Below are 11,921 nucleotides of genomic sequence, written 5' to 3' on the forward strand. Positions count from 1 at the left end.
TACAGCTAGCCGGCCTGGGCGGCTGCGTGTGAGGTGCTGCGGCTCCGGACCACGGCAGGGACGGCGACGGCCAACACGGCCGTGGCGAGGGCTGCGGCTGCCAGGTTGAGGCCCTGATAGCCCACACCGCTCATCACGACTCCGGAGAACCCCGCACCGACTGCGCCGGCAGCTCCCATCAGGGTGTCGGCCACACCCTGGACCAGGACCCGGTCCTCGGCGCCGACGCTTTCGGCGAGCAGAGTGGAAGCGGCGATGGTGGCCGCGGACCAGCCGAGTCCCAGCAGGACGAGGCCCGCGGTCACCAGAACGGGCTGCTGCTGCCCGAAGCCGGCAACACAGACCGCGAGCAGGATCAGCCCGTGCCCCAGGATGATCACGGGCCGGCGCCCCGCCTTGTCCGTGAGCCAGCCCATCACCGGGGACAGCGCGAACATGCCGGCGATGTGCAGCGAGATGGTGAAGCCGATCAGGACCAGGACATCGGTGCTGGCGGCATGGGCATGGCCGGCCGGCATGCCGGCCAGGGACCCTTCGCTCAGCAGCTGGAGATGCAGCGGAGTCATCGACATGACAGCGACCATGCAGCCGTGCGCGGACACAATGGCCAGCAGGGCCAGACGGGCTCGCGGCGACGCCCCGACCGCCCGCAGGCCGTTGCGGAGGGCGTGCCGCCGTCGGACTCCCGTGGTTCCCTTCGCGGCCGGCACGGCTCCGGCAGCCCTGATCCGGGCGGCCAGCAGCAGCGGATCCGGCCGCAGGCCGACCACCAGCAGCAGGGCTGCGAGGGCCAGGCCGCCGGTCGAAAACACGAACGGACCGGCCAGGGCCGGCAACCCCAGCGCCTCCCCTACAACAGCTCCCGGACGGATCAGGTTGGGCCCGGCGACGGCACCGATGGTGACCGACCACACGACGATGGCGAGGGAGCGGCCGCGGTGCCCGGCGTCGGCCAGGTCGACGGCGGCGAAGCGGGCCTGGAGGTTGGCGGCGGTCCCCAACCCGAGCAGGGCGGCCCCGAGCAGCAGCACCGGAAAGGCTCCGGTCACGGTCGCGAGGATGATGAGCAGGGACCCGGCCATCGCGGCCAGCTGCCCGGTCACGAGGGCGGCCCGACGGCCCCGGCGGCCTGCCAGCCCGGCCAGAGGGAGAGCTGCGACGGCGGCAGCAAGCGTCACGGCCGTCGTCACCGAACCGGCCCAGGCGTTGGAGCCGGAAAGCTGCACGGCGAGCAGGGACCCGACGGAGAGGCTGGCACCGCTGCCCACGCCGCTGAGGAGCTGGGCTGCGCTCAACACGGAAACGGTACGGCGCTGGACCCGTTGGGGATCCAGCGCCGTACCGCCGGGTGCTGCTGCTTCAATCATTTTCACAGTCCGAGCTTAGCCGGACCAGGGGACTACTCGACGTCGCTGAGGCTCTTGCGGGAGTCCTCTTCGAGCCTGACGTCGAGCTTGGCCTTCGATGCCCTGGAGCTGGCCAGGCTGGCGATGACGGCGACAATGATGGTGCCGATGATCACCCCGAGGGAAACGTAGGTGGGGATCTCGGGAGCCCACTCGATGTGCTGGCCGCCGTTGATGAAGGGCAGTTCGTTGACGTGCATTGCATGCAGGACCAGCTTGACGCCGATGAAGGCGAGAATCACGGACAGCGCGTGCTTCAGGTAGACGAGCCGGTTCATCAGGCCGCCGAGCAGGAAGTACAGCTGCCGCAGTCCCATCAGGGCGAAGATGTTCGCGGTGAAGACGATGAAGGCGCTCTGGGTGAGGCCGAAGATGGCCGGGATGGAGTCGACGGCGAAGAGCAGGTCCGTCATGCCGATGGTCACGAAGACGATCAGCATCGGGGTGAAGACCTTCTTGCCGTTCACGTCGGTGCGCAGCTTGCCGCCGTCGAACTTCTCGGACATCGGCAGGATCTTGCGGATCCGGGCGATCAGCGGGTTTTCCTTGTCTTCCTCGTCCTCGCCCTCGTCCTGGGCCTGCTTCCAGGCGGTCCAGAGCAGGAAGGCACCGAAGATGTAGAAGACCCAGCTGAACTGTTCGATCACGATGGCGCCGAGCATGATGAAGATGCCGCGGAGGATGAGCGCGATGATGATGCCCACCATGAGGACTTCCTGCTGGTACTTACGCGGTACCGAGAAGCGCGCCATGATGATGATGAACACGAACAGGTTGTCGATGCTGAGGCTGTATTCCGTCACCCAGCCGGCGAGGAACTGCCCGCCGTACTCCGGGCCGGTGAAGGCGAACATGGCGCCGGCGAAGACCAGGGCGAGGGCCACGTAGAAGGAAACCCACAGTCCGGCCTCCTTCATGGAGGGCTCGTGCGGGCGCTTCAGGACCAGCAGCAGGTCGATGGCGAGGATGATGCCGAGAACGACAAAGGAGCCGATCTCAAACCAAAGGGGAAGTTCGGGCACGAAGATACCTTTCGCAGGGTGTGACTGTGCGGTGTAAGTCTCTCCGACCGCCCTGAATGTCCGGTACTACGTACCTGGTACTGCCTGGCTGCCCGCTACGCCCGGCAAGGCATCTGTGCCGTGCGTGTTGACGATCGTAGCGCTTGGGATACTCCCCTACGTTCGAACAACTTTACCCTAGGCGTGCCCGGCGGACTGCATCTGGCGCAGTTCCTTCTTCAGCTCGCCCACCTCGTCGCGGAGCCGGGCCGCGAGCTCGAACTGCAGTTCCCCGGCCGCGGCGTGCATCTGCTCCGTGAGCTGTTCGATCAGGCCCACGAGGTCCTCGGCCGGCGCGGCGGCAAGCCCGTCCGCCCGGACCTTCGCAGCGCCCTTGCCCTTGCCGCGCGCCTTGCCCGCGCTGGCCAGCAGTTCGCGGGTGTCCGCGTCCTCCTTGGCAATCTGGTCCGTGATGTCGGCGATCTTCTTCCGCAGCGGCTGCGGGTCGATCCCCTTTTCGGTGTTGTATGCCACCTGGATTTCGCGGCGCCGGTTGGTCTCGTCGATGGCCTTGGCCATCGAGTCCGTAATCCGGTCCGCGTACATGTGGACCTCGCCGGAGACGTTTCGGGCGGCACGGCCGATGGTCTGGATCAGCGAGGTCGCCGAGCGCAGGAAGCCTTCCTTGTCCGCGTCGAGGATGCTGACGAGGGACACCTCCGGCAGGTCAAGGCCTTCGCGGAGCAGGTTGATGCCCACGAGCACGTCGAAGACGCCCATCCGGAGTTCGCGGAGCAGTTCCACCCGGCGCAGGGTGTCGACGTCCGAGTGCAGATACTCCACCTTGACGCCGTGGCCCAGCAGATAGTCGGTGAGGTCCTCGGCCATCCGCTTGGTCAAGGTGGTGACCAGGACGCGTTCGTTCTTCTCGGTACGGGTCCGGATCTCGCCAAGCAGGTCATCGATCTGGCCCCTGGTCGGCTTGACGATCACCTCGGGGTCGATCAGGCCGGTGGGACGGATGATCTGCTGGACGAAACCGTCGGACTTGCCGAGCTCGTACTTGCCCGGCGTCGCCGAGAGGTAGACCGTCTGGCCCACCCGCTCGAGGAACTCGTCCCACTTCAGCGGGCGGTTGTCCGTCGCCGAGGGCAGCCGGAAGCCGTGGTCCACGAGCGTGCGTTTGCGGGACATGTCGCCCTCATACATGGCGCCGATCTGCGGCACGGTGACGTGGGATTCATCAATCACCAGGAGGAAGTCGTCCGGGAAGTAGTCGATGAGGCAGTGCGGCGCCGTGCCGCCGGCGCGGCCGTCGATGTGCCGGGAGTAGTTCTCGATGCCGTTGCAGAAGCCCATCTGCTGCATCATTTCGAGGTCATAGGTGGTGCGCATCCGGAGCCGCTGCGCCTCCACGAGCTTGTTCTGGCTTTCGAGGACCTGGAGCCGCTCGGCGAGTTCGTCCTCGATTTTCGTGATCGCCCGGCCCATGCGTTCCGGACCGGCCACGTAGTGCGAGGCGGGGAAGACGTACATCTCGTTCTCATCCCGGAGTATCTCCCCGGTGAGCGGGTGAAGGGTGTAGATGTTCTCGATCTCGTCCCCGAAGAACTCGATCTTAATCGCCAGCTCCTCGTACATCGGGATGATTTCCACGGTGTCGCCGCGGACGCGGAACGTGCCGCGGTGGAAGTCCATGTCGTTGCGGGTGTACTGCATGGCGACGAACTTCCGGAGGAGATCGTCCCTGTTCATTTCCGCACCCTTGCGGAGCGTGACCATGCCGGCGATGTATTCTTCCGGCGTGCCCAGGCCGTAGATGCAGGAGACGGTGGCCACCACAATCACGTCGCGGCGGGTCAGCAGCGCGTTCGTTGCGGAGTGGCGGAGCCGTTCCACTTCCTCATTCACGGATGAGTCCTTCTCGATGAAGGTGTCCGTCTGGGGCACGTAGGCCTCGGGCTGGTAATAGTCGTAGTAGGAGACGAAGTACTCCACCGCATTGTTCGGAAGCAGTTCGCGGAATTCGTTGGCGAGTTGCGCGGCGAGGGTCTTGTTCTGGACCATCACCAGGGTGGGCCGCTGGACCTGCTCGATCAGCCACGCCGTCGTCGCGCTTTTACCGGTACCGGTGGCGCCGAGCAGCACCACGTCCTTCTCGCCGTTCTTGATGCGTTCGGTCAGTTCCGCGATCGCGGCGGGCTGGTCGCCGGCAGGCTGGAAGTCGCTGATGACCTCGAAGGGGGCCACGACGCGGTTGATTTCCTGGGCAAGACTCATGCATCTAATCTACCGCCGGCCACCGACAGGAACTCCTTGTTTCAGCTTTGGGCCGTACCGGGGGCGGCATCCTGCGCGCTGCCGCCCGCCTGATCGGCGGCGTACGACGGCGGCTGCCAACCGCTGCGGCTCACCCACTCTTCCATCTGCGGCGCGGCGTAGTCGGTGAACCACGCCTCCTTGTCGGCGGCGTAGCCCGCGGTGGATTTGTCCACGCCGTGCCGCCGTGCCACCCGCCGTTTTTCGGCGAGGTAGTCCGTGCGGGCTGCGGCGTCGTCGCGCAGCCAGTCCCGGAAGCACAGCGCGTACCGCCAGCCCGGTGACCCGGCGGAACGGACGTGGAGGTTCACGGCGCGGCCGGGGTCCGCGTTGCCGTGCAGGCGCTTGTCCCAGTCGACGGGGTCCGGGTGCGAGGGCTTGGGGTTGTCCGTGACGATGCCGGGCCAGCGCGGGAACCCTGCCGCGGCCAGCAGCGGCTCGAGCCGGTCCGCCGTCGCCAGGTCCGTGACACTGAGCTGCAGGTCGATCACGTCTTTGGCGTCGAGGCCGGGAACTGCCGTGGAGCCGATGTGTTCGACGGACAGGATGTCCTGCGGCGCCGCCGCCTGCAGACGGGCAATCAGCCGGCTGGCCTGGGCCGGCCACGCGGGATTCGCGGGGTTGAGCACCGGGCCGCCGGTGCGCGGGGCAATGCGGTGTTTGGCCAGGTTTTCCGCGAATGGCGCGAGCCGGTGCCGCCAGAGGAGATCCACCGCATCCCGGGCTTCTTCCTTTGACCCGGAGTTGTCCAGGACGACGTCGGCCGCGGCGAGGCGTTCCTCACGCGTGGCCTGGGCGGCCATCCTGGACGCGGCGTCCTCGGCGGTCATTTTCCGGTGTTCGATCATCCGCTGGACGCGGACGGCGTCCGGGGCGTCCACCACCACGACCAGGTGGAAGTTTGCGCCCTGCCCGGTTTCGACGAGGAGCGGGATGTCCTGGACCACGACGGCGCCCCGCGGGGCGGCTGCCACCAGCGCGGCGGCACACTCCCGGACGAGGGGATGGATGATGCCGTTCAGGACGCCAAGGCGTTCCGGGTTGCCGAACACCAGGACGCCCAACCGGGCGCGGTCCAGGCCTCCGTCGGGTGTCAGGATCGCAGCGCTGAAGGCATCGACGACCTGCGCGAGCCCGGGAGTCCCCGGCTCCACCACCTCCCGCGCCAGGGCGTCGGCGTCGACCAGCACCGCGCCGAGTTCGCGCAGGCGCGAGGCGACCACTGACTTCCCTGAGGCGATGCCGCCCGTCAACCCGATCTTCAGCACCCCTCCAGACTAAACTGATCGGGTGGCAGATGATGCGGTGTCCCCGGAGAGCAGGGCCACGGCGTACACCACTCTGGCCGGACCGGAGTTCCGCCACGAGATCGACGTCAAGCGGTCCCGGTTCATCACCGTGCTGCACCGCACCGCCGACGAGGACAGCGCCCGGTCCGTGCTCGCCGGGCTGCGCCGGGAATTCCACGACGCGCGGCACCATTGCTCCGCCTTCGTGCTCGGTCCCGACCGCGACGTGCAGCGATCCAATGACGACGGCGAACCCTCCGGGACGGCCGGCATCCCGATGCTCGAAGCACTGCTGAAACGGGAGACCGCCCCCGGTGTGACCGATCTCAGCGACACGACCGCCGTCGTCGTCCGTTATTTCGGCGGGATCCTGCTCGGCGCCGGCGGGCTGGTGCGGGCCTACTCCGAATCGGTGTCGTCTGCTTTGGACCGGGCGCCGCGGGTGCAGCGGCGCCGGCTGCGGATCTGCGCTGTTCCGGTGCCGCATACGGCGGCCGGGCGGCTGGAAAACGAGCTGCGCGCCGCGGGCTACGTCATGGCGGAAACCAGCTACGAGGCGCAGACTACTGTTCTCAGGCTTGCCCTGCCGGACGATCCGGCCGGGCTGGCCGAGGCCGGTGAGCGGCTCGCCGCCCTCTCAGCCGGAAGAGCAGTGCTGCTGCCCGGAGAAACGGAGTGGACCGATGTCCCCATCAGCTGAGTTGTCCGTTGCCGTGGCGCTTGTGGATGTCAGCGAGGAGGTGCTGGAGCATCTCCTGACCGTCGCCATCCAGGATGCCGACGCCGACGAAGTGACGCCTCCGCTGGGCAGCGCCGAGGGCTGGAACTCGGAACGGATCAGCTGGTTCCGCGAGTACCACCATGACGCGGCGTCCGGGCTCGACGGTCCCGCGCGGCAGAAGAGCTGGGCGATCAGCTGCAACGGCGAGCTCGCCGGGTCCATCCGGCTCCGGCGGGCCGGTCCCGGGACGCTGGAAACCGGGATTTGGCTGGCGCGGAGCTTCCGCGGCCGGGGAATCGGCAGCGAGGCACTCCGGCTGGTCAAGGCGCAGGCCGCGGCGTCAGGAGCCACGGCCCTGGAAGCAGATACCACGGCTGGCAACGCCGGTGCGCTGGCACTCCTGCGAGCAGCGGGCGCCGAACTGGTGGCCGGGGATGCCTCCGGCGAAGCGGCTGTTCCGGTGAAGGCCCGCATCTTGCTGGGCTGACCCCCACCACGCCCCCCCACGGGACATGCCCCGCCCGCCCCGCGACCACTGGACATATGCCCCCTGTGCCCACTCCCCGGGCCCAGGACTGGACATGTCCTTCCGGATCCGACACTAGGACTGGACATGTCCCATCAATGCCCGCGGGGACTGGACATGTCCTCCGGAACTGCGGACGGATCGTTCCTGCTACCCGGCAATCTTCCAGATAGGTCCAAGCCGCTCCTACGGCAGGACGACGGTGGCTTCGATTTCGATCAGCAACCCTTCCACGGCCAATCCGGTGACACCCACAATCGTCTGGGCAGGGTGGTCCGTCGACCCCTGGACCTCCTCGATGGCGGCGGTGATCACTTGATAGTCGGTGGGCCGGAGGGTGTAAATGGTCCGCCGGTACACGTCTTCCCAGGACGCCCCGATGGCATCGAGGGCAGTCTTGATATTGCGCATGGCTGCCTTGGTCTGCTCTCCGAGATCGTCACCGCCGAGGAGGGCGAAGTTGGGGTCGAGCGCCACCTGGCCGGACAAGAAGGCCAGGCCGGCTCCCGGAGCAACGACTACATGGGTGAAACCGGGGGCGGCGTGCATCTCGGGCGGGTTCAATAACTTTCGGCTTGACATCGGAATCCTACTCTCTGTCGGGGGCGCACAGTCAGGGGCGCACAGTGCCCGTACGGGACTGGCCCGTCGCCCGCCAGGGATGGTTGGGACCATCATGGGATAACCATGCTGACAGAGCATCCGCGGGTGCGTTTGGCGGTCAGGGCTCCGGGTCTCAAGGCGCCCGTGGGCTCATCGTACGCTCGGGCGCGCTGCCCCGGAATGGGGCGCGGTCACACCGGGACTGCCCTTCAGCGGCGGTTGCTTTCAGTGCGCGATCTCCCAGATGTGACCGGCCGGATCGCGGAAGCTGGCAGTGCGGATCCCCCATGGCCGGTGCATCGGGCCGTTCAGCAGTTCGACGCCGCGGCTCGCCAGTTCGGCGCACATGGCGTCGACGTCGTCGACCTCGATGGTGAACTGCATCCGGGCCCCGGCCGTGGGAGGGGCCACAGCCGCGGGCTGAATCAGCTCGGGTGCCGCACTGGTCTTCAGCAGGTTGATCATGGTGTTCTCGAATGTGAATACGGCCGAGGCATCGTCCTCAAAGGCGATCGGCAGGCCGAAGACCTCCTGATAGAAGTGCTTGGTGGCCGCCAGGTCCTCGACGAACAAGGTGATGGCGCCGATCCCCCGCGGCCACGGGCCGGGGCCGTCGGGTGCTGCTGCGGGTTGTGCCGTTCGTGATGCTTCACTCATGAATAGTCCCCCGGGTAAGACGCGGTGTGCACCTGCAAAGTGTGGACTCGGGGCCGCTCCGCCGTCAAGGATCTGCCCGGTTTGACGGCCCTCCACGGGACATGCCCCACGCTTGCCGCAGCCACCGGACATAATCCCGAAGTGCCCACTCGCTGGGTCCAGGACTGGACATGTCCCACTGGATCCTTACCGGACACTGGACATGTCCCACTGGATCAACGGCCAAGGACGCGCCGCGGATTAACGAAAGGTGGCCGCCCCTACGGGACGGCCACCTTCACGGTGCTACTTCTAAGCTAGCAACTGCCAGGTCTCAGGGAGCGGACTCCCTGAGCATCAGTGGCAATTAGTTGCCGGTCAGCTTCTCGCGCAGTGCTGCAAGAGCCTCGTCCGAAGCAAGCGTGCCTGCACCGGTCTCGGCTGCAGCCGGCTCGGAGGAGTAGCTGGTGGTGCCGGAGTCGCTCTCGCCGGACGTTGCAGCTGCAGCGTCGTCGGCAGCGTGCTGGGCAACCTGCTTCTTGTGGGCTTCCCAGCGGGTCTGGGCGTCAGCGTACTGCTGCTCCCAGGCAGTGCGCTGCGTCTCGTAGCCTTCAAGCCACTCGTTGGACTCCGGATCGAAGCCCTCCGGGTACTTGTAGTTGCCCTCTTCGTCGTACTCTGCGGCCATGCCGTAGAGAGCCGGATCGAATTCGGTGGACTCGGCGTCAACGCCCTCGTTAGCCTGCTTGAGGGAGAGGGAGATGCGGCGACGCTCGAGGTCGATGTCGATGACCTTGACGAATAGCTCGTCCCCTACGGAGACAACCTGCTCGGCCAGCTCAACGTGGCGGACTGCGAGCTCGGAGATGTGGACCAGGCCTTCGATGCCGTCTTCAACGCGAACGAACGCGCCGAACGGAACCAGCTTGGTGACCTTACCCGGAACAACCTGCCCGAGGGCGTGGGTGCGGGCGAAGGTCTGCCACGGATCTTCCTGCGTGGCCTTGAGCGACAGGGAAACACGCTCGCGGTCCAGGTCCACCTCGAGAACCTCGACGGTGACTTCCTGGCCAACTTCGACAACCTCGGACGGGTGGTCGATGTGCTTCCAGGACAGCTCGGAAACGTGGACCAGGCCGTCTACGCCGCCCAGGTCCACGAAGGCACCGAAGTTGACGATGGAGGAAACGACGCCGGGACGGACCTGGCCCTTTTCCAGCTTGTTGAGGAACGTGGAGCGGACCTCGGACTGGGTCTGTTCGAGCCATGCACGGCGGGACAGCACAACGTTGTTGCGGTTCTTGTCCAGCTCGATGATCTTGGCTTCGATCTTCTGACCGATGTACGGAGCAAGGTCGCGCACACGGCGCATCTCGACGAGGGATGCGGGCAGGAAGCCGCGCAGACCGATGTCGAGGATAAGACCACCCTTGACAACCTCGATGACGGTACCGGTGACGACACCGTCTTCTTCCTTGACCTTCTCGATGTCGCCCCAGGCACGCTCGTACTGAGCACGCTTCTTGGAGAGGATCAGGCGGCCTTCTTTGTCTTCCTTGGTGAGCACCAGGGCTTCGACGAGATCCCCAACGGAGACGACGTCTCCGGGATCAACATCGTGCTTGATGGACAGCTCGCGGGAGGGAATGACACCTTCGGTCTTGTAACCGATGTCGAGCAGAACTTCGTCGCGGTCGACCTTCACGACGGTACCTTCGACGAGGTCTCCGTCGTTGAAGTACTTGATGGTGGCGTCGACTGCTGCGAGGAAGTCCTCGGCGGTACCGATGTCGTTAATCGCGACTACGGGGGTACCGGGCTTCTCGGTGGAGGTGATGGTCATGTAGTAGGGGCTCCGTTGTGGATAGTGAGTCGGTCAGGCAAACCGCTGCGCCCGCATTAAGGAATGCAGGCGAAGCACACGGCACCTCAATTGAGATCAGCCGGGTCATCCTGATTTGTGGATTGTAGATGCGCGCACGTAGTACGCGCCCGTTTAGTCTAGTCGTTTACGTCAACGCCGGTCAAAGCGCGCAACGAGGCCCGTCGAGGCTCTCCCGGCGCCGCATCCGCCTAGAAGTGCGTGAGGCAGTGCGGGGCGCGTTCGACGCCGAACATCTGCCGTGCGGTCAGCGCTGCTCCGGCGGTGGGCTGGCTGATCCGGCCGGCCGCGGCCAGCGTGACCGGGCAGACGCCGCCGAGGTAAATAGAGCCCAGCGCCGCGACCTCCATGACAAGGTCCGCTGCACGGTCCCCTTCCACGCGGCTGACGGTGGCGCCGCCGTCGTACACGGCCAGCTCAAACGTTCCGCCGGCAAGGTCCAGGCCGTCCAGGATCCGCAGGACGAGGGTGCCGTCCGCGGCATAGTGGCGTGCCGCCAGGGCCGCCTCCGTGTCCAGGATCCTGAGCCAGAGCATGTCCCGGTGGTCCGAGGACTCAACGCAGCGCGGGTCATCCAGCGCCCAGCCCAGGGGATCGTCAACCGGCGCCTCCTGCCAGGTGACCCGCTCCACGAGGTCAATGCTGCCCAGGAACTGCCACAGCTCCAGCTGGGCGGCGTCGGTGGCGGCCAGCAGGTCGACAATTTTTACCGTGGGAGGTTTGGCCTCCCAGCCGGCAAACTTGTAGGAGACGTAGCCGTCCACCGTACCGTCGGCGTCGTAGTGCAGGGCGCACTTGACCCCGTCATCCTCGGTGCCGTCCTTGGACAGTGCGCCGGAAACCCTTTGCCGGTACGCCTCCTGACGGCCCAGCGAACCCGGGGTAAGCCGGTGGACGCGGGCGAACACCTCGGGGGCAAGGTCCAGCAGGACCCTTGGGTCGGCGATTTCCACCCGGCCGGTGGCGCTGTGCCGAAGCTGGAAGCGCGGCCCGGTGTCCACCGTGATGCTGCGCTCGAAGGTGGCGACGCCGTAGCCGAACCGGCCGTAGATCGACGCTTCCGAGGCGGTCAGGGCCGCTATGGCCATCCCGTCCGCCCGGCCGGCCGTCAGGTCCTCCGTCATCATCCGGCGCACCAGCCCCTGGCGACGGTGCGTGCCGCGCACCGTGACCGCGGTGACCATGTGGGCCGGCAACTGCCGGCCGTAGCCGATGTTCAGTTCCTTGCGCAGCGTGGCGAAGGTGGCCACCGGGACGTCGGAGGCCAGGGAGTGGGCCGCGACGTCGCCGGTCTGGTAGACCCCCGTCATCTCGCGGTTGTCCACGCGGTACATGGCCATGACCTTGTCCACGAACTCGTCCTTGTGCCGTTCGTCGTAGAACCCGACGCCCACGCCGCGCAGCCAGGCTGCACCCAAGGCGTAGCCGGCTCCGCCTTTTTCTGCCGCGCGGAACCGCCTGATCTCATACTTCTCTGCCACGTACGTCTCCCACTGTGAAAAGACCTGCCGCTGAAACCTGTTGCCCGGCAAGCCGGA

General features: G+C 66.6%; 10 protein-coding genes. 2 read left to right on the forward strand and 8 right to left on the reverse strand.

Annotated elements, in window-relative coordinates:
* Positions 1 to 5: 5 nt before the first annotated feature.
* The 4 genes from ACQCSU_RS02090 to coaE all read right to left on the reverse strand — a co-directional run bounded on the left by ACQCSU_RS02090 (position 6) and on the right by coaE (position 5,994).
* Positions 6 to 1,367 (reverse strand): MFS transporter, encoded by a 1,362-nt coding sequence (locus ACQCSU_RS02090; protein WP_426979917.1) that lies wholly within the window; start codon positions 1,365 to 1,367, stop codon positions 6 to 8.
* A gap of 32 nt (positions 1,368 to 1,399) precedes the next feature.
* Positions 1,400 to 2,428, reverse strand: a complete 1,029-nt coding sequence (locus ACQCSU_RS02095; protein ID WP_426977990.1) for a TerC family protein — start codon at positions 2,426 to 2,428, stop codon at positions 1,400 to 1,402.
* A gap of 177 nt (positions 2,429 to 2,605) precedes the next feature.
* Entirely contained in the window at positions 2,606 to 4,687 is a 2,082-nt protein-coding gene (gene uvrB / locus ACQCSU_RS02100) for an excinuclease ABC subunit UvrB (protein WP_426977991.1), read from the reverse strand.
* A gap of 41 nt (positions 4,688 to 4,728) precedes the next feature.
* Positions 4,729 to 5,994, reverse strand: coding sequence for a dephospho-CoA kinase (coaE, locus tag ACQCSU_RS02105; RefSeq protein WP_426977992.1), 1,266 nt, complete (start codon positions 5,992 to 5,994; stop codon positions 4,729 to 4,731).
* 22 nt (positions 5,995 to 6,016) lie between these two features.
* On the opposite strand from coaE, the gene ACQCSU_RS02110 reads away from it, so the two are divergent.
* Together ACQCSU_RS02110 and ACQCSU_RS02115 are read left to right on the forward strand one after the other, a co-directional pair.
* A complete protein-coding gene (locus ACQCSU_RS02110) occupies positions 6,017 to 6,715 on the forward strand; it encodes an IMPACT family protein (RefSeq protein ID WP_426977993.1) in 699 nt (232 codons plus the stop codon).
* A complete protein-coding gene (locus ACQCSU_RS02115) occupies positions 6,699 to 7,223 on the forward strand; it encodes a GNAT family N-acetyltransferase (protein ID WP_426977994.1) in 525 nt (174 codons plus the stop codon). Before ACQCSU_RS02110 ends, ACQCSU_RS02115 begins: the two co-directional genes overlap by 17 nt.
* A 225-nt stretch (positions 7,224 to 7,448) precedes the next feature.
* Here ACQCSU_RS02115 and ACQCSU_RS02120 read toward each other — a convergent pair whose 3' ends face one another.
* The 4 genes from ACQCSU_RS02120 to ACQCSU_RS02135 all read right to left on the reverse strand — a co-directional run bounded on the left by ACQCSU_RS02120 (position 7,449) and on the right by ACQCSU_RS02135 (position 11,864).
* Positions 7,449 to 7,844 (reverse strand): RidA family protein, encoded by a 396-nt coding sequence (locus ACQCSU_RS02120; protein ID WP_426977995.1) that lies wholly within the window; start codon positions 7,842 to 7,844, stop codon positions 7,449 to 7,451.
* A gap of 246 nt (positions 7,845 to 8,090) precedes the next feature.
* Positions 8,091 to 8,522 carry a VOC family protein gene (locus ACQCSU_RS02125; RefSeq protein ID WP_426977996.1) on the reverse strand — a complete coding sequence of 144 codons (432 nt, stop codon included), beginning with the start codon at positions 8,520 to 8,522 and terminating at the stop codon, positions 8,091 to 8,093.
* A 346-nt stretch (positions 8,523 to 8,868) separates the two neighbouring features.
* Positions 8,869 to 10,344, reverse strand: coding sequence for a 30S ribosomal protein S1 (gene rpsA, locus ACQCSU_RS02130; protein WP_426977998.1), 1,476 nt, complete (start codon positions 10,342 to 10,344; stop codon positions 8,869 to 8,871).
* Between the two features lie 230 nt (positions 10,345 to 10,574).
* Positions 10,575 to 11,864 (reverse strand): GNAT family N-acetyltransferase, encoded by a 1,290-nt coding sequence (locus tag ACQCSU_RS02135; protein WP_426977999.1) that lies wholly within the window; start codon positions 11,862 to 11,864, stop codon positions 10,575 to 10,577.
* Positions 11,865 to 11,921: the final 57 nt, after the last annotated feature.

Source organism: Pseudarthrobacter sp. O4, assembly GCF_050157025.1.
In the GTDB taxonomy this organism is placed as follows: domain Bacteria; phylum Actinomycetota; class Actinomycetes; order Actinomycetales; family Micrococcaceae; genus Arthrobacter.